This is a genomic window from Pantoea sp. FN0302, from assembly GCF_050113775.1.
GTDB classification, from domain to species: Bacteria; Pseudomonadota; Gammaproteobacteria; order Enterobacterales; family Enterobacteriaceae; genus Mixta; species Mixta alhagi.
The window spans coordinates 452195-474878 of record NZ_JBNJSM010000003.1; the positions used below are offsets into that span (position 1 = coordinate 452195).

Annotated in this window: 20 protein-coding genes; 14 read left to right on the forward strand and 6 right to left on the reverse strand. The window is 53.3% G+C overall.

Annotated elements, in window-relative coordinates; all coding sequences use genetic code 11:
- Positions 1-21 precede the first annotated feature (21 nt).
- Positions 22-2895, forward strand: a complete 2874-nt coding sequence (gcvP, locus tag ACQE32_RS15070) for an aminomethyl-transferring glycine dehydrogenase (RefSeq protein WP_427022030.1) — start codon at positions 22-24, stop codon at positions 2893-2895.
- 49 nt (positions 2896-2944) lie between these two features.
- Here the strand turns inward: gcvP and ACQE32_RS15075 are convergent, their stop codons facing one another.
- On the reverse strand, positions 2945-4381 hold the full coding sequence (locus ACQE32_RS15075; protein ID WP_427022031.1) for a 6-phospho-beta-glucosidase: 1437 nt from the start codon (positions 4379-4381) through the stop codon (positions 2945-2947).
- 222 nt (positions 4382-4603) lie between these two features.
- Positions 4604-5335: a MurR/RpiR family transcriptional regulator gene (locus ACQE32_RS15080; RefSeq protein ID WP_426981999.1), complete on the reverse strand. Its 732-nt coding sequence runs from the start codon at positions 5333-5335 to the stop codon at positions 4604-4606.
- Positions 5336-5551: 216 nt separating this feature from the next.
- On the opposite strand from ACQE32_RS15080, the gene trhA reads away from it, so the two are divergent.
- A complete protein-coding gene (trhA, locus tag ACQE32_RS15085) occupies positions 5552-6205 on the forward strand; it encodes a PAQR family membrane homeostasis protein TrhA (RefSeq protein WP_426973608.1) in 654 nt (217 codons plus the stop codon).
- Between the two features lie 54 nt (positions 6206-6259).
- On the opposite strand, the gene ygfZ is transcribed toward trhA, so the two are convergent.
- The gene (ygfZ, locus tag ACQE32_RS15090) at positions 6260-7246 is read right to left on the reverse strand and encodes a tRNA-modifying protein YgfZ (RefSeq protein ID WP_426973610.1); all 987 of its coding nucleotides are present in this window, start codon (positions 7244-7246) and stop codon (positions 6260-6262) included.
- A 225-nt stretch (positions 7247-7471) separates the two neighbouring features.
- Here ygfZ and sdhE point away from each other — a divergent pair, with 225 nt between their 5' ends.
- Positions 7472-7750 carry an FAD assembly factor SdhE gene (gene sdhE, locus ACQE32_RS15095; RefSeq protein WP_085070265.1) on the forward strand — a complete coding sequence of 93 codons (279 nt, stop codon included), beginning with the start codon at positions 7472-7474 and terminating at the stop codon, positions 7748-7750.
- The gene (locus ACQE32_RS15100) at positions 7734-8129 is read left to right on the forward strand and encodes a protein YgfX (protein ID WP_426982001.1); all 396 of its coding nucleotides are present in this window, start codon (positions 7734-7736) and stop codon (positions 8127-8129) included. The genes sdhE and ACQE32_RS15100 overlap by 17 nt, the downstream gene beginning before the upstream one ends.
- Positions 8130-8181: 52 nt before the next feature.
- Here ACQE32_RS15100 and fldB read toward each other — a convergent pair whose 3' ends face one another.
- Positions 8182-8700: a flavodoxin FldB gene (gene fldB, locus ACQE32_RS15105; protein WP_085072289.1), complete on the reverse strand. Its 519-nt coding sequence runs from the start codon at positions 8698-8700 to the stop codon at positions 8182-8184.
- Between the two features lie 108 nt (positions 8701-8808).
- On the opposite strand from fldB, the gene xerD reads away from it, so the two are divergent.
- From xerD to ACQE32_RS15140, 7 genes are all read left to right on the forward strand, one after another.
- Positions 8809-9702: a site-specific tyrosine recombinase XerD gene (xerD, locus tag ACQE32_RS15110; RefSeq protein WP_426973615.1), complete on the forward strand. Its 894-nt coding sequence runs from the start codon at positions 8809-8811 to the stop codon at positions 9700-9702.
- Between the two features lie 25 nt (positions 9703-9727).
- On the forward strand, positions 9728-10432 hold the full coding sequence (gene dsbC / locus ACQE32_RS15115; RefSeq protein ID WP_250650803.1) for a bifunctional protein-disulfide isomerase/oxidoreductase DsbC: 705 nt from the start codon (positions 9728-9730) through the stop codon (positions 10430-10432).
- Positions 10433-10438: 6 nt separating this feature from the next.
- Positions 10439-12169 (forward strand): single-stranded-DNA-specific exonuclease RecJ, encoded by a 1731-nt coding sequence (gene recJ, locus ACQE32_RS15120; RefSeq protein ID WP_426973616.1) that lies wholly within the window; start codon positions 10439-10441, stop codon positions 12167-12169.
- Between the two features lie 234 nt (positions 12170-12403).
- Positions 12404-12787, forward strand: coding sequence for an MchS3 family protein (mchS3, locus tag ACQE32_RS15125; RefSeq protein WP_427022032.1), 384 nt, complete (start codon positions 12404-12406; stop codon positions 12785-12787).
- Positions 12788-13387: 600 nt separating this feature from the next.
- A protein-coding gene (prfB, locus tag ACQE32_RS15130) for a peptide chain release factor 2 (RefSeq protein WP_250652765.1) occupies positions 13388-14486 on the forward strand; the annotation gives its coding sequence in 2 pieces (ribosomal slippage) (positions 13388-13462 and positions 13464-14486; 1098 coding nt in all).
- A 2-nt stretch (positions 14487-14488) separates the two neighbouring features.
- Positions 14489-16009: a lysine--tRNA ligase gene (lysS, locus tag ACQE32_RS15135; protein ID WP_426973618.1), complete on the forward strand. Its 1521-nt coding sequence runs from the start codon at positions 14489-14491 to the stop codon at positions 16007-16009.
- Between the two features lie 140 nt (positions 16010-16149).
- Complete coding sequence (locus ACQE32_RS15140; RefSeq protein ID WP_427022033.1) at positions 16150-16647, forward strand: cupin domain-containing protein; 498 nt, start codon at positions 16150-16152, stop codon at positions 16645-16647.
- A gap of 28 nt (positions 16648-16675) precedes the next feature.
- Here ACQE32_RS15140 and ACQE32_RS15145 read toward each other — a convergent pair whose 3' ends face one another.
- A complete protein-coding gene (locus ACQE32_RS15145; protein ID WP_427022034.1) occupies positions 16676-17302 on the reverse strand; it encodes a serine protease in 627 nt (208 codons plus the stop codon).
- Positions 17303-17708: 406 nt separating this feature from the next.
- Here ACQE32_RS15145 and ACQE32_RS15150 point away from each other — a divergent pair, with 406 nt between their 5' ends.
- Both ACQE32_RS15150 and fliB read left to right on the forward strand, forming a co-directional pair.
- Positions 17709-18872 (forward strand): MFS transporter, encoded by a 1164-nt coding sequence (locus tag ACQE32_RS15150; RefSeq protein WP_426973623.1) that lies wholly within the window; start codon positions 17709-17711, stop codon positions 18870-18872.
- Positions 18873-19162: 290 nt separating this feature from the next.
- Positions 19163-20374: a flagellin lysine-N-methylase gene (gene fliB, locus ACQE32_RS15155; protein WP_427022035.1), complete on the forward strand. Its 1212-nt coding sequence runs from the start codon at positions 19163-19165 to the stop codon at positions 20372-20374.
- A gap of 13 nt (positions 20375-20387) precedes the next feature.
- On the opposite strand, the gene ACQE32_RS15160 is transcribed toward fliB, so the two are convergent.
- Positions 20388-21308, reverse strand: a complete 921-nt coding sequence (locus ACQE32_RS15160; protein ID WP_426973626.1) for a LysR family transcriptional regulator — start codon at positions 21306-21308, stop codon at positions 20388-20390.
- A gap of 112 nt (positions 21309-21420) precedes the next feature.
- On the opposite strand from ACQE32_RS15160, the gene lysA reads away from it, so the two are divergent.
- Positions 21421-22671, forward strand: a complete 1251-nt coding sequence (gene lysA / locus ACQE32_RS15165) for a diaminopimelate decarboxylase (RefSeq protein ID WP_427022036.1) — start codon at positions 21421-21423, stop codon at positions 22669-22671.
- The last annotated feature ends 13 nt before the right edge of the window (positions 22672-22684 follow it).

Genomic DNA, 22684 nt, shown 5'->3' on the forward strand with positions numbered 1-22684 from the left:
GCCCCTCAGGATTGACGATTCATGACTCAGACACTCAGCCAGCTTGAACATACTGGCGCCTTTATCGAACGCCATATCGGTCCCTCTGCCTCACAGCAGGAAAGCATGCTACAGGCCATCGGTGCCCCTTCGCTCAGTGAGCTTATCGGCAGTATTGTTCCTGTTGATATTCAGTTGCCAGGCCCGCCCGCTATTGGCGATGCGCTCACGGAACATCAGGCGCTGGCGGAGCTAAAAGCGATCGCCAGCCGTAACCAGCGCTGCAAAACCTATATCGGCATGGGCTATACACCGGTGCTGACGCCGCCGGTTATTCTGCGCAACATGCTGGAAAACCCAGGCTGGTACACCGCCTATACCCCTTATCAACCGGAAGTCTCCCAGGGGCGTCTGGAGGCGTTACTGAACTTCCAGCAGCTGACGCTGGATTTAACCGGGATGGATATCGCTTCCGCCTCGTTACTGGATGAAGCCACCGCTGCCGCAGAAGCGATGGCGATGGCAAAGCGCGTCAGCAAGCTTAAAAATGCCAACAAATTCTTTATTGCTGATGATATCCATCCGCAAACGCTGGACGTAGTAAAAACGCGCGCAGAGACGTTCGGCTTTGAAATCCTGGTGGATAAGGCGGAGCGCGCGCTGGATCATGAGGCGCTGTTTGGCGTGCTGTTGCAGCAAACCGGCACCACTGGCGAAGCGCACGACTATAGCGCGCTGATCGGCGAATTAAAGGCCCGTAAAGTGGTGGTGAGCGTGGCGGCTGACTTTATGGCGCTGGTATTGCTGGAAGCGCCGGGTAAGCAGGGCGCGGACATCGTTTTTGGATCTGCCCAGCGTTTCGGCGTGCCGATGGGCTACGGCGGCCCACATGCAGCTTTCTTTGCCGCACGCGATGAATTTAAACGGTCAATGCCGGGGCGTATTATCGGCGTATCGCGCGATACCGCTGGCAACACCGCGTTACGCATGGCGATGCAAACGCGTGAACAGCATATCCGCCGTGAAAAGGCGAACTCTAATATTTGTACCTCACAGGTGCTGCTGGCCAATATCGCCGGTTTTTATGCCGTGTTCCATGGCCCGCAGGGGCTAAAGCGTATCGCCAGCCGCATCCATCGCCTGACGGATATTCTGGCGGCCGGGCTGCAAAAAGGCGGCCTGACGCTGCGTCATCATAGCTGGTTCGATACTCTTACCGTGGAGGTCGCGGACAAGGCGGCGGTGCTGGCGCGCGCGCTCAGCTTTGGCGTTAATCTGCGTACCGATATTTATCAGGCGGTGGGCATTACGCTGGATGAAACCACCAGCCGTGAAGATATCGCCACGCTGTTTGCTATTCTGCTGGGCGATGAGCACGGACTGGATATTGATGCGCTGGATGCCGCCGTTGCCGCCGACAGCGGTTCTATTCCGCCTGCGCTGCAGCGCCAGCAGCCGATTCTGACCCATCCGGTATTTAATCGTTATCACAGCGAAACCGAGATGATGCGTTATATGCACAGCCTGGAGAAAAAGGATCTGGCGCTGAATCAGGCGATGATCCCGCTCGGCTCCTGCACCATGAAGCTGAACGCCGCCGCTGAAATGATCCCGATCACCTGGCCAGAATTCGCCGAGCTGCACCCATTCTGCCCGGCGGAGCAGGCTGCGGGCTATCTGCAAATGATCGGCCAGCTCTCGCAGTGGCTGGTGCAGTTGACCGGCTATGATGCGCTGTGTATGCAGCCCAACTCTGGCGCGCAGGGTGAATATGCTGGCCTGCTCGCGATTCGCCGTTACCATGAAAGCCGTAATGAAGGCGAGCGTCATATCTGTCTGATCCCCAGCTCAGCACACGGCACCAACCCGGCTTCGGCGCAGATGGCGGGCATGACGGTGGTGGTGGTGGCCTGCGATAAACAGGGCAATATTGACCTGCATGATTTGCGTCAGAAAGCAGAGCAGGCAGGCAGCGCGCTCTCCTGTATTATGGTGACCTATCCCTCCACGCACGGCGTATACGAAGAGACTATCCGCGAGGTTTGTCAGATCGTTCATCAGTATGGCGGTCAGGTCTACCTTGACGGCGCGAACATGAACGCGCAGGTCGGGATCACCACGCCGGGCTATATTGGCGCAGACGTTTCTCACCTGAACCTGCATAAAACCTTCTGTATCCCGCACGGCGGCGGCGGCCCGGGAATGGGGCCAATCGGCGTGAAAGCGCATCTGGCACCGTTTGTGCCGGGTCATAGCGTGGTGCAGATTGATGATATGCTCACGCAGCAGGGCGCAGTATCCGCCGCGCCGTTTGGCAGCGCGTCGATTCTGCCAATTAGCTGGATGTATATTCGCATGATGGGCGCAGAGGGGCTGAAGCAGGCCAGCTCGGTCGCTATCCTCAATGCCAACTATATCGCCAGCCGTCTGCAGTCGGCGTATCCGGTGCTTTATACCGGTCGCGATAACCGCGTAGCGCATGAATGCATTCTGGATATTCGTCCGTTAAAAGAGCAGACCGGCATCAGCGAGCTGGATATCGCCAAGCGTCTGATTGATTACGGCTTCCATGCGCCAACAATGTCATTCCCGGTTGCCGGTACGCTGATGGTTGAGCCAACTGAATCAGAAGGAAAAGCTGAACTGGATCGCTTTATCGATGCGATGCTGGCGATTCGTATGGAGATCGATCGCGTGGCGGACGGCGAGTGGCCGCTGGAAGATAACCCGCTGGTTAATGCGCCGCACACGCAGCAGGAAATGGTGGGCGAATGGACACATCCTTACAGCCGTGAGCTGGCAGTGTTCCCGGCAGGCAGCGCTAATAAATACTGGCCGACGGTGAAGCGCCTGGATGACGTATTTGGCGACCGCAATCTGTTCTGTTCTTGCGTGCCGCTTAGCGATTACCAGTAAGCCTGTTTAAGTGATAAAAAAGGCCGGACTTGTTCCGGCCTTCTTGTTGTTAAAGCTGCTCGCCGTTGCTGGCAATCACCTGCTGATACCAGGCGAAGCTCTTTTTCTTTGAACGTGCCATGGTGCCGGTGCCGTCATCGTTTTTATCCACATGGATAAAGCCGTAGCGCTTGTTGTACTGACCGGTGGTGAACGAGACGCAGTCAATGCAGCCCCACGGCGTATAGCCCATCAGATCGACGCCATCTTCCAGCACCGCTTTTTTCATCTGCTCAATATGCGCGCTCAGGTAATCGATGCGGTAGTCATCTTCAATAAAGCCGTTGGCATTCGGTTTATCAATAGCGCCGAAGCCGTTTTCCACGATAAACAGCGGCTTTTGATAGCGCTCATACAGGATATTCAGCGAATAGCGCAGGCCGACCGGATCGATCTGCCAGCCCCAGTCGGAGGCCTTGACGTGCGGATTCGGCACGCTGCCTTCGAAACCGGTAATCGAGTCACCTTCGCCTTTGGTATTCGCCTGCACCGCATTGCTCATGTAATAGCTGAAGCCGATATAGTCACAGCAGCCGTTGCGCAGGATCTCTTCATCTCCGGCTTCCATTTCAATGTGGTAACCTTTGCGCGCCCATTCATGCAGCGTATAAGCAGGATAATAGCCACGCATCTGTACATCGCTGAAGACATAGCGGCGGTGCATCGCTTCCTGAGCAAACATCACATCATCCGGATGGCAGGAGAAAGGATAAACCGGCACCATGGCGATCATACAGCCAATCTGGAAATCGGGATTGATGCGATGACCCAGCTCTACCACTTTGGCGCTGGCAACAAACTGATGGTGCATCACCTGATACATCGCCTGTTCCGGTTTTTCATGATCGGTGAAGACCACGCCTGAGCAGCAATAGCCGAACAGCGGATAGTTCCAGGTGCGCTGGTTATTGATTTCGTTAAAGGTCATCCAGTATTTCACTTTGTGCTGATAGCGGTTCATGACCACTTCGCTAAAGCGCACAAAGAAATCGACCACTTTACGGTTCAGCCAGCCGCCATACTGTTTCACCAGATGCCACGGCATCTCAAAGTGTGACAGGGTGATCACCGGTTCGATACCATGCTTCAGCAGCTCATCGAACAGGTCGTCGTAAAATTGCAGCCCCGCTTCGTTCGGCTCCCGTTCATCGCCATTGGGAAAAATGCGCGTCCAGGCGATAGAGGTACGGAAGCATTTAAACCCCATCTCGGCAAAAAGCGCGATATCTTCTTTGTAGCGATGATAAAAATCTACCGCTTCATGGTTTGGATAGTTATAGTCGGGCTGTACGCCATCGGTCATCACGCGATCGACGCCGTGTGAGCCGCCGGAGAGCACGTCACAGATGCTGATACCTTTACCGCCCTGATCCCAGCCACCTTCAACCTGATGCGCGGCAACGGCGCCGCCCCAGAGAAAATCCTTCGGTAATTGCTGCTTTGTCATAAAGAGATCCTTACTGTTGCAGTAAAAAAGGGTCTGGCTTACACAGCACCCAGTGATATTACGCGGCGGCAGGAAAATATTAGTGCAGCCGTTATCAAGGGCGCAGGGAAATATAACGGTTTGATTGCAAACGTTGACCGGAGTGTAGCAAAGCGCGGAAGAATGTCACGTTATAACGAAACGTGACAAACGTGATTTGTTACCTGAGAAAAACAGCCTGTTTTATTTCGCCTGACGGCTGGCGAGTTTACGCCCAATCGTCTCGATAATATACATAACGGGCACCTGACTGGTAATATCAAAGCCGCCATTCATGCGTATTAATGGCATATGACAGGAGATATTAAAATCGGCCAGCTTAGCCAGCGAGCTGGTTTCGCTATTGGTAATGGTGATGATTTTACAGCGGTGCAGGCTGAACTGGCTCGCCAGCCTGAGGATCTCCTCGGTTTCCCCCGATATGGAAAGAATAATCGCCAGGGCATCTTTATACATATCGTTACTAACCGGATAATAGGGGTCATCAATATAATTGCTGAACTTACCGACATTAGAGAAAAAGCGTGCACCATATTTCCCTAAAGTTCCGGAGGTACCCGCGCCAACAAAAATAATACGCTGCGCCGCCAGAATATGATCCACCGCCTGGCTAATTAAATTTTCGAATTCATCGTTATTAATACTTTTAAAAAAGCTGACGATTTCATTAACGCCATAATTAACAGGGCGCTGCTGCTCCTGTTCCAGATATAATTTAAAACGAATACGAAACTCGGAATAACCGTCACACTGCATTTTTCGACAGAAGCGTAATACCGAGGTGGTAGAGACGCCAGCGGCATCCGCCAGTTCGCGAATGGTCATATACATCACCTTGTCACCGCTTTTGATCACGGTGCTGTATACCATCATCTCTGTGTCATTGAGCGTTGAAATTATACTGTGAGTAAACATGCTATATCCGCCAGTGATTCCCGCGCCATACCTTACCAGATTTTGCCTTAATCACCGACGGGCGCTTACAGGTTATAGCATGAGATAAATTTAATAAGCGTACACGTGTACACTGAAATGATAGTTAGCTAGTCTGTGTGAATAAAGCTGAACAGGGGAGACAATAACGATTCCCTTTGTATGCACAAAATATCAGCGGGATGGAGGGAGTAAGACATGGTGAATAAGAGCGGATTGTCGCCGGGATACTCGTTGGCGGAGGAAATTGCCAACAGTATCAGTCACGGCATTGGCTGTATTTTTGGTATCGTCGGGCTGATCCTGCTGCTAAGTCAGGCGCTGGAGGCGAACGCAGACGCGATAGCTATCACCAGCTACAGTGTGTACGGTGGCAGTATGATTTTGCTGTTTCTGGCCTCGACGCTATACCACGCGGTTCCCTGGCCACGCGCGAAATTTTGGTTAAAAAAGCTGGATCACTGCGCCATCTATCTGCTGATTGCCGGCACCTATACGCCCTTTTTGCTGGTGGGGCTGAAGTCTCCTCTGGCGCATAGTTTGATGGTGGTTATCTGGAGCATGGCGCTGGCGGGAATTATTTTTAAGCTGGTTTTTATCCATCGCTTTAAGGTGCTGTCGCTGGTCACCTATCTACTGATGGGCTGGCTGTCGGTTATCGTTATCTATCAGTTGGCGATGAAGCTGGCGCCCGGCGGCGTCTGGCTATTGGCGGCGGGCGGCATCACCTATACGCTGGGGGTGATCTTTTATGTGGCTGATCGCATTCCTTACAATCATGCAATCTGGCATGGCTTTGTATTGGGCGGCAGCATCTGTCACTTTTTAGCCATCTATCTTTACGTGCTGTAAACGAACAGGCATAAAAAAGGCGGCTGCATAGCCGCCTTTTACCTGCTGTTTCAGTCAGGCTTCCGCCAGCGAATAGGGCAGCGGCTGAATGGCCAGCTGGCCGCCGTCATCGCCCTGCACACGCAGTACGCTATCTGCTTCCAGGTCGTTATTCAGTACCGCCTGAACCCAAACATCGCCTGACTCCAATTGCACCGCTGCCAGAATAGTGCCGGTGCGCCGCCAGTTTTCACCCATTCTGAGTTCCAGCGCATCGCCAGCCTCAGGCACGCGTCCCGCTTTACCTGCCAGCCAGTAAAGGGCACGCTTGTTGGCGCCGCGGAATTTGGCGCGCGCCACCATCTCCTGACCGGTATAGCAGCCTTTCTTGAAGCTGATCGCCTCCAGCGCCTGTAAATTAACGGCCTGAGGGATCAGCTGCGCGCTGTTTTTTTCATCCAGTACCGGCAGGCCCGCTTCAATATCCAGCGCCAGCCACTGCTGGCTGTCGTTCAGCTGCGCTTCGCCTTCCAGCGCCTGTTTCAGCTCGCTGGCTTTTTCCACGGTGGTCACCAACAGAAAACGCTCAGCTGGAGTACTAAACCACAACAGCGTGGAATCACCATCCTGAATCACCGGCGTTTGTGCATCCGGCAAAGCGGCAAAACGGTTAGTCAGCGCGGCTCTGGCCTGAAAGCCAGCAACGCCAAGCAGCACCGCGTTGTCGTCGGCAGCGATGGTGACTTTAGAAAACACGGCGTATTTTTTCAGTTCGGTGATCTGTGTATCACGCAGGCCGCGACGCACCAGATAGGCGTAACCTTCGCCACGGTGAAACAGGCGCAGGTTGCTCCACATTTTGCCTTTGGCATCGCAGTGCGCGCAGGGCAGATGCTTTTCAGCGGGCAGAGCGGCGACATCCAGCGTCACCTGACCTTGTAAATAGGTGGTGCTGTCAGCGCCCTGAGCGACAACCAGCGCCCAGTCTTCCAGTGAAATCAATGTCAGCGGCAGACGGGATGAAGCAACCGGCTGGCGCGGTGGAAAAGTAAAGTCAGGCATAGCGAAATCCTGAAGAGTCAGTGAATACCAAAAGTGACTTCATATTAAAAGAGCAAGAGGGCTTTGCAACCTGTTTCCGGAAACAGACGCACAAATCGCTTGATAACCCTGTAACTTGCGCGTGCGCTATGCGGCACTCTACGCAGGAGAGGAATTTGCCTGTAACAGGCCGGAAAAAAAGCGCTACACTAGCCAGCATATTTAAGCTAACCGATGACAGAACACATGGATATTAACGATAAATCCCGTATTCACTGGGCGTGCCGCCGTGGCATGCTGGAGTTGGACATCGCCATCATGCCTTTCTTTAAATATGAGTATGATTCGTTAAGCGATGACGATAAGGCGCTGTTTATCCGTCTGTTGAAAAGCGACGATCCGGATCTGTTTAACTGGCTGATGAACCACGGCGAACCGGCGGACGCTGAGCTAAAACGCATGGTGCAGCTGATCCAGACTCGTAACCAGCAGCGTGGCCCGGAACGTGGTGCGGTGGCAATCTGAACTGACGCCGTCGGCATTAGCCCGGTGCGTTACCCTGGCGCTTTATTTGTCGATCGCCGCCGGACTGCTGCTGTTGCCCTGGCCGACGCGGCTGATCCCCATTATTGTCGGCCTGCTGCTGTTATTAATCATTGAGTTACGGTATCGCCTGCATTTACAGCAGCGCTGGCGCGGCGTATTAACCACGGATGAAAACCGCTGCTGGTGCTGGCAGCAGCAGCGTGGTTGGGTAACGCGTCCGCCTTTTGTGCTGCCGTTTGGCGTTATCCTCTCGCTGCGTACGCAACAGGGGAAACGTTTTTCACTGTGGCTGATGCGGGACAGCATGAGCGAAACCAGCTGGCGAGCGCTGCGGCGTCTGACAAAAGGTTATTATTGACCGATGAATCCCGGGCAATATGCACCCGGGATAGCCTGAGCAGTAGAGCAGGTTAGAGTAATGCAGCGGTTTCCGTCAGGATCTGTTCACACCACTGCGCGATGCGTTCATCGCTTTCTTCAAACTGATTCACATCATCCAGCGCCAGGCCAACAAACTGTTTGCCGTCGGCGGTAAGGGGTTTCGGACTGGTAAATTCATAACCTTCGATTGGCCAGTAGCCGACAAACTGTACGCCCATCGGTGCCAGCAGCTCATGCAGCATGCCCAGCGCGTCAAGAAACCATTCGCCATAGCCCAACTGATCGCCCATGCCATACAGCGCTACCACCTTACCGCGCAGGTTAAGCGCCGCAATCTCCTGCCATTTTGCCTCCCAGTCCTCCTGCAGCTCCCCAAAATCCCAGGTTGGAATGCCAAGGATCAGCATATCGTACTGCTCCATTAGTGCCGGAGAATCATCCTTCAGGTTATGCAGCGTCACCAGCTCCTCGCCGATAAAATCACGAATTTTCTCGGCGGCCATTTCGGTATAACAGGTGCTGGAACCGTAAAAAAGGCCAATCTTCATACGGAACATCTACTCATAAATAGCTTCAGATGGGCGCAATTGTATCAGAAGGCCGCCGCTTTCAGGCATAATGCGGAGAAATTCACACGTTTGCGCAAAGAGGCAAGAGTGCAGGATAACGATCTTATTGAACAGTTTCTGGATGCGCTGTGGATCGAACGCAATCTGGCGCAAAACACCCTGGCTTCGTATCGTCAGGATCTGCAATCGTTAATCGGTTGGCTGAAACACCATGAGCGAACGCTGCTTCAGGCAGAGGCGGCAGATCTACAGGCTTTTCTTGCCGATCGCGTGGAGGGCGGTTATAAAGCCACCAGCTCGGCGCGCCTGCTAAGCGCTATGCGTCGTCTGTTTCAATATCTGTATCGCGAAAAGCTACGGACTGATGATCCCAGCGCGTTGCTTTCTTCTCCGAAACTGCCGCAGCGTCTGCCGAAAGATCTTTCGGAAGCGCAGGTCGAACGTTTACTACAGGCACCCAGCGTTGAGCAGCCGATTGAGCTGCGTGATAAGGCGATGCTGGAACTGCTGTATGCCACCGGGTTACGTGTTTCCGAACTGGTAGGATTAACGGTCAGCGACGTTAGTCTGCGTCAGGGCGTGGTTCGCGTCATCGGCAAGGGTAATAAAGAGCGGCTGGTGCCGCTGGGGGAAGAGGCGATACACTGGCTGGAGCAATATCTGGAATATGGCCGCCCCTGGCTGCTGAATGGGCAGGTCATCGACGTGCTGTTTCCCAGCAATCGTGCGCAGCAGATGACGCGTCAAACGTTCTGGCACCGAATTAAGCATTACGCCACGGTGGCAGGCATCGACAGCGAAAAACTTTCGCCACATGTGCTGCGCCATGCGTTTGCCACGCATTTGCTGAACCACGGCGCGGATTTACGTGTCGTACAGATGTTGCTGGGACACAGCGACCTCTCCACCACACAGATTTATACGCATGTCGCCACTGAGCGTCTGCGTCAGTTACATCAACAGCATCATCCGCGCGCCTGAGGCCGTGGAACAATAAGGGAACAGGATGAAAAAAACATTTGCTATCGTCGCCTTGCTGGCTGCCGCTGTTACCGGTGTCGCGCAGGCCGACGACGCTACGATTCAGCAATCACTACGCAAACTGGGACTGCAACAGACTGAAATCCAACCTTCTCCGCTGCCAGGCATGAAGACCGTGCTCTCGGAAAGCGGCGTGCTGTATGTCACCGAAGATGGAAAGCATTTTATTCAGGGTCCGCTGTATGACGTCAGCGGCGCGCATCCGGTGAATGTCACCAATCAGCTGCTGCAGAAAAAGGTTGATGCGTTAAGTAAAGAGATGATCGTTTACAAAGCGCCAAAAGAGCAGCATGTGATTACTGTTTTCACTGATATTACCTGTGGCTACTGCCGTAAGCTGCATCAGGAAATGGCGGATTACAACGCGCTGGGCATCACCGTACGCTATCTGGCTTTCCCGCGTGAAGGGATGAATGGTCAGGTAGCGAAAGAGATGAAATCTATCTGGTGCGCGGCCGATCGCAACAAGGCATTTGATGCGGCGATGAAAGGCGACGAAGTTTCCCCTGGCGACTGCAAAATCAATCTCGATCAGCATTATCAGCTGGGCATTCTCTATGGTATTCAGGGCACGCCAGCCATCCTGCTGGAAAACGGCATGATGATCCCAGGCTATCAGGGCCCGAAAGAGATGAAACAGCTTCTTGATAAACAAAAAAGCGGTAGCTAATCAGCAGTGAATAAACCCACGCAACTCCGCCGTCGTGAGGCGGCAAACAATGCGGCGCTGCCAGCGGATCTTCATCCGCTGCTGCGCCGTCTCTATGCCCAGCGAGGCGTAATCGATGAGCGCGCCCTGGAGCGCGGCGCGAAGTTTCTGCATCCGTGGCAGGGCTTAAGCGGTATGGATCGGGCGGTTGCCTTGCTGCATCAGGCGCTGCGCGATGAGAAACAGATTATGATCGTCGGTGATTTTGATGCCGACGGCGCGACCAGCACCGCGCTGACCGTGCTGGCACTACGCAGCATGGGCGGCCGGAATGTGCAATATCTGGTGCCTAACCGCTTTGATGATGGCTATGGCCTGAGCCCGGAAGTGGTGGAGCAGGCGGCAGCGCGCGGCGCGGAGTTAATTCTGACGGTCGATAACGGTATTTCCTCACATGCGGGCGTGACCTGCGCGCATCAGAAAGGGATCCCGGTGCTGGTCACCGATCACCATCTGCCGGGCGAGACGCTGCCAGCGGCAGAAGCGATCGTTAATCCTAACCTGACCGACAGTACTTTTCCTTCAAAGGCGCTAGCCGGAGTTGGCGTCGCGTTTTATTTAATGCTGGCGCTGCGGGCGCATTTGCGTGAGCAGGGCTGGTTCGACAATGGGCTGAGCATTCCTAATCTGGCGGAGCTGCTGGATTTGGTGGCGTTAGGCACGGTAGCGGACGTGGTGCCGCTGGATGCCAATAACCGCATTCTGGTCTGGCAGGGCATGAGCCGCATCCGTGCGGGCAAGTGTCGTCCGGGGATCCGTGCGCTGCTGGAAATCGCCAATCGTGATGCGCGTCAGCTGGCCGCCAGCGATCTGGGCTTTGCGCTGGGGCCGCGTTTGAATGCGGCGGGCCGTCTGGATGATATGTCGGTCGGCGTGGCGCTGTTGCTGACGGAAGACTTAGCGCAGGCGCGGATGCTGGCCAGCGAACTGGACGCTTTAAACCAAACGCGTAAAGAGATTGAGCAGGGGATGCAGGCTGAAGCGTTGACGCTCTGTAATCAGCTGGAGCGCAGTAGCGAGGCGTTGCCTTTAGGGCTGGCATTTTATCATCCTGAATGGCACCAGGGCGTGGTTGGCATTCTGGCTTCGCGCCTGAAAGAGCGCTTTCATCGTCCGGTAATCGCCTTTGCGCCAGCGGGCGACGGCACTCTGAAAGGCTCTGGTCGCTCAATCGCCGGGTTGCATTTGCGAGATGCGCTGGAGCGGTTGGATACGCTGCATCCCGGTTTGATTCTGAAGTTCGGCGGCCATGCGATGGCTGCCGGGCTATCGCTGGAAGAGTCGAAGTTCGAGCAGTTCAGCGCACTGTTTAGCGAGCTGGTGGGCGACTGGCTGGATGCAGAAGCCTTGCAGGGCGTGATCTGGTCCGATGGCGAGCTGATGGCGCAGGAGCTGACCTTACCCACCGCAGAGATGCTGCGTGATGCCGGTCCCTGGGGACAGGCGTTTCCGGAGCCGGTGTTCGATGGCAAATTCAAGCTGTTACAGCAGCGGCTGGTAGGCGAACGTCATCTGAAGGTAATGATTGAGCCGTTAGGCGGTGGCCCGTTACTGGACGGTATCGCGTTTAACGTGGATACGCGCCTGTGGCCTGACGCCAGCGTGCGGCACGTAGAGCTGGCCTATAAGCTGGATGTGAACGAGTTTCGCGGCAACCGCAGCGTACAACTGTTAATCGAGCATATCTGGCCGTTATAAGCATAAGCTGGCATGAGGGAGCTATCTCTTCTGCCAGCGCTTTTCTTTCACTCTAATTTATTATTCGCTCATTTATTACCATCATATAATTCAAAAAACCAAGATTATTATTAATCTGTTTACATTGATACCTTTAATGATTGATTGCGGTTAATTCATTACATTGTGATCCCTGTCAATTTAATGGGAGCAGGGTTTTATTACTTTGCTGCTTGAAAACAGAGACAGGTGACAATGTTTAAATTTATTTCTTTACTATTGTTTAGCGTATCATTATCTCCTCATGCTATGAGCATTGAAGATGAGCTGGCACAGATAAAATATTTCTCTATAGGCTATAACGGGTTTGTGCCTAAAAAATCAGAAGGTGAACGACTTTATGAAAAAATAATGTCCTCAACACACAGGGAAGATATTTTTTTAAGAGTGATACAGTCAGAAAAAGCCACAAAAGAAAGTAAGCTTTATGCCGCATGTGGATTATGGCTTATTAACAAAAAGAGACTTGGCGAGATTAACCCAGCACAAGGCTATGTCACCATACTTCAGGGGGATATTTTGCAAAAAAGAAAGTTTGGAGAAATCTTCTCCATAATAAAGAGGAAAGGGTGTTATTGATAAAGAAAAATGAGTGTTATTATAAGAAAGCTATTGCATGTCGAAACCCAAAAAATATCTGGTGCGATGAACCTTAATGGCTTACGTCCATCAAATAATATCTTTGACGGTAGGGGAAAAGATATGGGGGGGGGATAGATGCAAATAATAAATGCTGGAAACCAGGTACACCAACCTGGATTATGTATCCACAAGGGAATTACCCGCGTTTTTGAATGATTTTTTTCTGCTCCATAATGACTTTCGGCTCTCATTTGAGAGCCTTGTTGTTATCGCATTAACGCTGAACTCAGGGAAGCGACAGGCGGGCCGTGGAGTAAAGCCTCCGCGTCAGGGATGACGCGGCGGAGTCTCCAGGGATGGATTCACGACGTCTTTATGGAACGGCCCGCCTGTTGCTGACGCCCCCGGTCTGAATACCAGCGTCGATCCGCCGCGACAACCCCGAACCGCATCCCAACGCCGCTCCGCCACCGCGCTTTCTTCCCAAACATCAGCCCCGTTCGCCGCGACATTGCCGTACAAAACTACAATCTCACTGCCTTTTCGGTTAAACTCCCCTGTTATATCTCATGTCACTTCTTAAAAGATCCTAAAGCCATGTTTGAAATCAATCCGGTGAAAAATCGTATCCAGGACCTCACTGAGCGCAGCGACGTTCTTAGGGGGTATCTTTGACTACGATGCCAAGAAAGAACGCCTCGAAGAAGTAAACGCTGAACTCGAACAACCCAACGTCTGGAACGAACCTGAGCGCGCCCAGGCGCTGGGTAAAGAACGCTCCACGCTGGAAGCCATCGTCGACACCCTTGACCAAATGACCCAGGGCCTGGAAGACGTGGCTGGCCTGCTGGAACTGGCGGTTGAAGCGGACGATGAAGAAACCTTCAACGAAGCCGTCGCCGAGCTGGACATCCTGGAGAAAAAACTGGGCGAACTGGAATTCCGCCGCATGTTCTCCGGAGAATATGACAGCGCCGACTGCTACATCGATCTCCAGGCGGGATCCGGCGGTACGGAGGCTCAGGACTGGGCCAGCATGCTACTGCGTATGTACCTGCGCTGGGCAGAAGATAAAGGCTTCAAAACCGAAGTCATCGAAGTCTCCGACGGTGAAGTCGCGGGCATCAAATCCGCCACTATCCGTATCGCCGGTGAATATGCCTTTGGCTGGCTGCGTACAGAAACTGGCGTCCATCGCCTGGTGCGTAAAAGCCCGTTCGACTCCGGCGGTCGTCGTCATACTTCCTTCAGCTCCGCCTTCGTCTACCCGGAAGTGGATGACGATATCGATATCGAAATTAACCCGGCGGACCTGCGTATCGACGTCTATCGCGCATCCGGCGCGGGCGGCCAGCACGTTAACCGTACGGAATCAGCGGTGCGTATTACCCACATTCCAACCGGCACCGTCACCCAATGTCAGAACGATCGCTCTCAGCATAAAAACAAAGACCAGGCCATGAAGCAGATGAAAGCCAAGCTTTATGAACTGGAAATGCAAAAGAAAAATGCCGAGAAACAGGCACTGGAAGACAACAAATCTGATATCGGCTGGGGCAGCCAAATTCGCTCCTACGTGCTGGATGATTCACGTATCAAAGATCTGCGCACCGGCGTAGAAACCCGTAACACCCAGGCTGTGCTGGATGGCGATCTGGATCGTTTCATTGAAGCAAGTTTGAAAGCAGGACTCTAAATATGTCTGAACAACAATCACAAGGCGCTGATGATGCGCTGGAACTTAACAACGAACTGAAAGCGCGCCGTGAAAAACTCAGCGCGCTGCGTGAACAGGGCGTGGCGTTCCCGAACGACTTCCGCCGCGACAGCGTCTCTGACCAGCTGCACGCTCAGTACGATGATAAAGAAAACGAAGAGCTGGAAGCGCTGAATATTGAAGTCAGCGTGGCGGGTCGTATGATGACGCGCCGCATCATGGGTAAAGCGTCATTTGTTACGCTGCAGGACGTTGGCGGACGTATTCAGCTTTACGTCGCGCGCGATGACCTGGCGGAAGGCCTCTATAACGAACAGTTTAAAAAGTGGGACCTGGGCGACATCCTTGGCGCGCGCGGCAAACTGTTTAAAACCAAAACCGGCGAGCTTTCTATCCATTGCACCGAACTGCGCCTGTTGACTAAAGCGCTGCGTCCGCTGCCGGATAAATTCCACGGCCTGGCCGATCAGGAAACCCGCTATCGTCAGCGCTATCTGGATCTGATCGCCAACGAAGAGTCGCGTAAAACCTTCCAAATTCGCTCGCAGATCATGGCCGGCATCCGCCAGTTCATGGTTGGCCGTGACTTTATGGAAGTGGAAACGCCGATGATGCAGGTGATCCCTGGCGGTGCTTCTGCACGTCCGTTCATCACGCATCACAACGCGCTTGATATCGACATGTACCTGCGTATCGCGCCGGAACTCTACCTGAAACGCCTGGTTGTAGGCGGTTTTGATCGGGTATTTGAAATCAACCGTAACTTCCGTAATGAAGGTATCTCGCCGCGCCATAACCCTGAGTTCACCATGATGGAACTCTATATGGCCTACGCCGATTACAAAGATCTGATCGAGCTGACCGAAAGCCTGTTCCGCACGCTGGCGCAGGATGTATTGGGCACCACTGAAGTGCCATACGGCGACCAGACGTTTGATTTTGGCAAGCCGTTTGCCAAACTGACGATGAAAGAAGCGATTCAGAAATATCGTCCGGAAACCAACCTCGCCGATCTGGAAGACTTTGATAAAGCGGTGGCGATTGCGCGCTCGCTGGGTATCAAAGTAGAAAAAAGCTGGGGCCTGGGCCGCGTCGTTACCGAGATCTTTGAAGAGACGGCGGAAAGTCATCTGATCCAGCCGACCTTTATCACTGAATATCCGGCAGAAGTCTCTCCGCTGGCTCGTCGTAACGACACCAACCCGGAAATCACCGATCGTTTTGAATTCTTTATCGGCGGACGTGAAATCGGCAACGGCTTCTCCGAGCTGAACGATGCTGAAGATCAGGCTGATCGTTTCCGTCAGCAGGTGGAAGCGAAAGATGCCGGTGATGATGAAGCCATGTTCTTCGATGAAGATTACGTCACCGCGCTGGAGCATGGCCTGCCGCCGACCGCTGGTCTCGGCATCGGTATCGACCGTCTGGTAATGCTGTTCACCAACAGCCACACCATTCGTGACGTTATCCTGTTCCCGGCGCTGCGTCCGTCTGCGAAGTAATTCAGGCCATTCTGCTAAAAGGGACGCTCAGGCGTCCCTTTTTATTTTGGTTCCCACCCAGCGGCTTCTGCTGCTCTCTCTTGAGATTCTCTTTTTCCTTTGCCATGCTCAAAAGATTCTTTCTGTAGGGAGTTGAAAGCATGCAGCTAAAAGCGCGTCCCGGCTTTATTCGTCACTGGCAAGAACTGGAAGCGCCTGATGAAGCGCATTACAGCGGCAGTAGTGAGCACATGGGCATCGGCGCGCCGCTGGGGCGTGCGCTGGGATTAACACGCATCGGCATCCATCACGAGCGCCTGTTGCCCGGGCGTCGCCTCTCTTATCCACATGCTGAAAGTGCGGAAGAGGAGTTCGTTTACGTGCTGGAAGGGCAGCCTGATGTCTGGATCAATGGCGAACTCTATTCCTTGCAGCCGGGCGATGCGGTGGCTTTTCCTGCGGGAACGGGGATTTGTCATACCTTTATTAATAACGGGACGGCGGAAGCCCGATTACTGGTGGTGGGCGAAGCGAACAAAGAGGAAAATCGCATCCATTATCCGCTGAACCCTGAGTATGAGGCGACCCGAAGCGATCGTTGGCGCGATCCGCCGTTGCAAACCCTGGGTGCGCATAACGGGCTACCAGATAAGTCGTGAGAGTAGGGGGCCGGGCAGGCACCGGCGCTTACGATTTTGTCTCTGCCGTCAGCCAGTCCGAAAACTGTGAATAAGGCACATAAAGCGCGGTGTGCTTATACAGCGTTTTGCCGCTTTTCTTGTCGTTAATCTTTGCGCTGTAGCCGACTATTACCCCAGCCAGCGTATCGTCAGAAGCGTTATAAACCGCGCCGCCAGACATTCCCTGTACCACGCCTGCGTCTGCCGCGACCACCACACAGCCCTGCTTATTCCAGCTGTTTTTCAGGTTGCTATTCGCCAGGTTTTTACCGGATGAAGAGACCGGCATCGCAGTATAAAAACTGTAGCCGTAGAGATTTATCCGGTCGCCCATAAAGCCGTTACGAAAGCGTGGCGGCAGATTTTTCTCGTCATTCTTATGGTAAACGATCGCCAGATCGCACTCAGGATGCCAGGCCTTAACCTTGTATAAAGAGAACTTCGCAACGTGGGCGGCGGTCAGGCTATAGTCCGCAGTCAAAGGAATTGTGGTGCCCAGCGTGCCGAGACCCAGCACCGTGGGAATGCCGGTTACGGTCATATCAACGCGCTTTTGGGCCTCTTTACTGTATTCATAATGACCGACTGAACAACCGGTCAAACTTAAAACCAGCAGGGCAAAGCTCTTACGCATAACCACTCCACGATATAATCATTAAGCGCTGTTAATACCTTGTCAGGATATCGGCAGCCGCTGCGCTTTCTTTAGTGCTTAATATATCTGCTAAAAATCACAATAACGTTACATTTCGCAGCATTGAAGGATAGTGAAGAGCAACTTTATCAAATACCGCTGTTAATCGTTAAGTGTGCTTAAAGGAATCCTCTTAAAGACGATGTGCGCTGCGTAACTGTTCAGTGCAGGATTATTGCTCGTAGCGCAATAAACCCTTGCCGGTTTCGGGGTGTTTGTCACATTAGCGTTGTGCTTTAATAGCCGCGTGGCGCAATAAATAGATGCAGCATTACAACGCGTCATCCAATCCGCTGCCTGACAGCGGCCTGCCTGGAGTCTGCAATCATCGTTTCTGGAGAATGTTATGCCTGTTTCATTACTGGCGCTGGCGCTGAGTGCGTTTGCAATCGGCACCACTGAGTTCGTTATTATGGGGTTACTGCCGGAGGTGGCGGGCGATCTGCGCGTGTCGATCCCTTCCGCCGGCTGGCTGATCAGCGGCTATGCGCTGGGCGTCGCAATCGGCGCGCCGGTCATGGCGCTGCTGACCGCACGGTTACCGCGCAAACGCACGCTGATCCTGCTGATGTCGATTTTTATTATCGGCAACATCCTGTGCGCACTGGCTTATAGCTATAACCTGTTGATGCTGGCACGTGTTGTTACCGCGCTGTGTCATGGTGCCTTTTTTGGTATCGGTTCGGTGGTGGCTGCCAGCCTGGTTGCGCCTAATCGTCAGGCTTCAGCGGTTGCGCTCATGTTCACCGGCCTGACGCTGGCTAACGTACTGGGCGTACCGCTCGGTACCTGGTTTGGTCAGCTGTTTGGCTGGCGCGCCACCTTCTGGGGCGTAGCGATAATTGGCGTACTGGCCTTTGTGGCTTTGATCGTTAGCCTGCCGACTAATAAAGATGAGAAGCCGGTGCATCTCGGCAGTGAAATCAGTGCGCTGGCGAATGGTAAGCTCTGGCTGTCGCTGCTGATGACGGTCTGCTTTGCGGCGGCAATGTTTGCTCTGTTTAGTTATATCGCACCGCTGCTGTTGCAGGTTACCGGCATCAGCAATCGCGGCGTGAGCTGGACGCTGTTCCTGATCGGCGCGGGTCTGACGGTAGGCAATATCATCGGCGGCAAGCTGGCGGACTGGAAAGTTTCTTTCAGCCTGATCCTGAGCTTTGCGCTGATTGCGCTTTTCTCGTTGGCCTTTAGCTGGACCAGTCACGGGCTGTGGCTGGCGGAAATCACCCTGTTCCTGTGGGCGATGGCAACATTTGCTACCGTGCCGGGGCTGCAGATTAACGTGGTGCGCCACGGTAAAGAGGCACCAAACCTGGTTTCTACCCTGAACATTTCTGCGTTTAACGTAGGCAATGCGCTGGGTGCCTGGGTTGGTGGTGCGGTTATTGAAGGCGGCTACGGCCTGACTGCGGTGCCGGTGGCAGCCGCCGTGCTGGCTGCAATCGGCCTGATTGTCTGCCTGATTACCTTCCGTCGCGCCAACGGTAAAGCGCAGCCGGTAAACGCGTAATTCAACCGAGCGTTAATGCGCTGGCGGCCTCGCGTCGTCAGCGCTGCCCGCCAGGCTATTTTCCTCCATGTTGTATCCCTTTCATTGCCTTATCCACGCTGTTTCCAGACATTCTTATAAAACCTAAATCATCAATCTGTTCGCCGGGAATTGTTTGGTTATCCATCGTATAACTCTCTCTGTTATCCGAACGTGTTATGCCTAATTGCGCGCTAAAGTGTGCGCTTATATCCCATTGGGTTATTAACACTTTATGTTACCTTAGCGGTTTTATATCAGGGTGTTAATCTATGAAAGTACGCAAAATCATCACCCCAAACTTTTATAAAAAGTTCAGATGCACGGGTCCGGAATGCTTAAATCACTGTTGCCATGGATGGATTATTTACATAGATAAAAAAACACATGATAACTATATTAATTCGCGCGATGAAGAAATAAGAAGCGTGGCGAAGAACGCCCTTGCGTTAACCCGGGCGGGAAGAAAGAAATATTCCATTATTAAGTTTAATGACGAGGGAACGTGTCCTTTTTTTACAGCCGACAAGTTATGTAGAGTGCACCAAAAGTTAGGGGGCGACGCGCTCTCTCCAACCTGTGCGATCTATCCAAGGACACAGCGTATCTGGGGCGATCAGTTACGCCGTGGCCTGACGATGGCCTGTTCTGAAGTGGTGCGTCTGGTATTATTTGCTGAAGACAGTATGCAACAGCACGAAGAAATCAACCTTCTTGCCTCAGCGGCTAAAAGTAAACTGCTTTATAAGGATAGCTTAGGGCAAGCCAATCAGCTTATTCACCTGTTTGCCTGGAACCTGATCGCGGCGCAAAGTAACGATATTGAGGCCAACTTATTTGCCCTGGCGCAGTTTGTTTTGTATCTACAACGTATAAATTTTGATTTGTCGGGGCGGCTTGCTGAAGCTGAAGCGTTCTATGAAGAATTACTCGCGTCGCTACACAGCGGTCAACTGTCAGTCAATAACGAAGAACGAGAGCAGTCGGCCTTGTTGAAGCTTCGCGCAATTATGGCAATTTATAAAGATATAAATACTACCACGCGGAATTACTCTCTTCGCGCTGATTATATTTCTATTGCGGAATATCTTGAGGAAGAAGCTTCTAATAAAGCTGATCTGAAAAATAAATTCGCTCGTCTTAATCAGCAATGGCAGCAGCTTTGTGCCACTTCATGTCTGAAAGATCCTTATGTGTTGCGCAATTATTTACTTTATCAGCTCTATACCAGCTGGTTTCCCGGCAAAGATCTTTCTCTTATTATGCGGCTGTTTTACCGCATGGTGATGGACTATTTCTTCCTCAAAATTTCACTTGCGGTGAAGTCGCTGTATAAAGACATTAAACAGGAGGATGTGCTTACTCTGTTTGCCGACTATTACCAGTATGTCGGCCATTCTGCCCAAACAGCGGATAACCTCGATAAAGCCATTAACGAAATAAACGGCGGAGATGATCTCTCCTGCCTGTTGCTGTTAGGTTAACTGCGCCGACCGGTTAATCAAGCAGCGCGTCGAGCTTCACCTGAAACTGTGCGGTCTCATGCTGCAGATGCTGGCTAAAGGCGCTAACCAACGCCGACGCCGGACGATGCAGCGGGCGGATCAGGCTCACCGTAAAGGGCACTTCCACACTAAAACGTCTGATGGCAATGCCGCTGGCTGCATAATCAAGCGCCGTCAGCGGATTCACTACTGAAATGCCGATACCTGCCCGCACCATCGCACATACCGACGCCGCGCTGTGCGTTTCCATTACCATCCTGCGCTGTACGTTCTGTTCATGAAACAGCGCATCCAACAGCTGTCGATAGCTATCGCTGCGCGACAGGCTGATATAGCTTTCCCCGGCAAAATCCTGTGGCGTAAGCTGCTTGCGCGAGGCTAACGGGTGATCGGCAGGCAAAACGCAAACCTCATTTAGCGTTAACAGCTCGATGCGCTCGGTGCCGGCGGGCGTAACATGGGTTTCGGTCAGGCCGAGATCGTGGCGCTGGGCTGACAGCCACTCCTCCAGCAATGGCGATTCTTGTGGGATAATATTCAAACTGAGGTCGGGATAGCGCTGTAAAAAAGGCTGGCAGAGTGGCGGCAGCAAAGACTGAGAGAAAACCGGCAGACAGGCGATAGAGAGTTCGCCCTGGCGAAACTGACGCAACCCTTCCGCTGCGCTGATAATGCGATCGAGACCGTACCAGGATCGTTGCACCTCTTCAAACAGGCGCAGGCCCTGCACGGTAGGCTGCAAACGACCACGTACGCGTTCGAACAGGCTCAGCCCGGTTAATTTTTCAAACCGAGCCAGCTCGCGGCTAACGGTTGGCTGAGAGGTATGCAGCAGTTCGGCAGCGGCAGTGAGATTGCCGCTGGTCATCACCGCGTGAAAAATCTCTATATGCCGATGGGTGATGTTAGCCATGATCTCTCCGGAAGCGAAAGCCATATCATATTTGCATAGACTCTGCAGAAACAGATATTTTTCTCTCTAGAAGGGCTATGGCGTAATAGAGAAAATTTCAAGGAGACGTATTATGCCGCGCCCGCTCAATCACGCTGACAGCGCCCTGAACGCCGCAAATCTGCTGCCGCTCACCGAACGCTATGATGGTCCATTTTGGGCTTATGACGCTAATATTATTCGCCAGCGCATCGCCCAGCTACAGCAGTTTGACGTGGTGCGTTTCGCTCAGAAAGCCTGCTCGAATATCCATATTCTGCGTCTGATGCGTGAAGCGGGCGTGAAGGTCGATTCCGTTTCTCTGGGCGAAATTGAGCGTGCGCTGGCGGCAGGCTATGTGGCGGGTGGCGATGAGATCGTGTTTACCGCTGACGTGCTGGATAAACCCACGCTGGCACGCATTGCCGAGCTGTGCATTCCGGTCAATGCCGGATCGGTGGACATGCTGCATCAGCTAGGCGAGCGCTCGCCGGGTCATCCGGTTTGGCTGCGGGTTAATCCGGGCTTTGGCCACGGACACAGTCAAAAAACCAATACTGGCGGCGAAAACAGCAAGCATGGTATCTGGCACAGCGACTTGCCGCAGGCGCTGGACGCTATTCAGCAGTACGATCTGCAACTGGCAGGCATTCATATGCATATCGGTTCCGGGGTGGACTATGGCCATCTGGAACAGGTATGCGATGCGATGGTAAGCCAGGTTATCGCGCTGGATCGGGATATCACGGCGATCTCCGCCGGCGGCGGGCTGTCGATCCCTTATCGTTACGGTGAAGAGGCGATCGATACGCAGCACTATTACAGCCTGTGGCACAGCGCGCGCGAACGTATTGCGGCGCATCTGGGCCATGCGGTGAAATTAGAGATCGAGCCGGGGCGTTTCCTGGTGGCCGAGGCAGGGGTTCTGGTTGCGCAGGTGCGGGCGGTGAAAGAGATGGGCAGCCGCCATTTTGTACTGGTGGATGCAGGCTTCAGCGATCTTATGCGTCCTTCGATGTACGGCAGTTACCATCATATTTCATTGCTTTCTGCTGACGGCGCTGCTGCACAAAGAGAGCAGCGTGAAACCGTGGTGGCGGGGCCGCTATGCGAATCGGGCGATGTCTTTACCCAGCTGGAAGGCGGCAAGGTTGAAACCCGCCTGCTTCCGGTAACGGCACCGGGCGATTATCTGGTGTTTCATGATACCGGCGCGTACGGCGCATCGATGTCTTCCAATTACAACAGCCGTCCGCTGATCCCGGAGGTGCTGTTTGATGGCGGCGAAGCGCGCGAAATCCGCCGTCGCCAGACCATCCAGGAGCTGCTGGCGCTGGAGCTATAAACAGAGGGCCGTT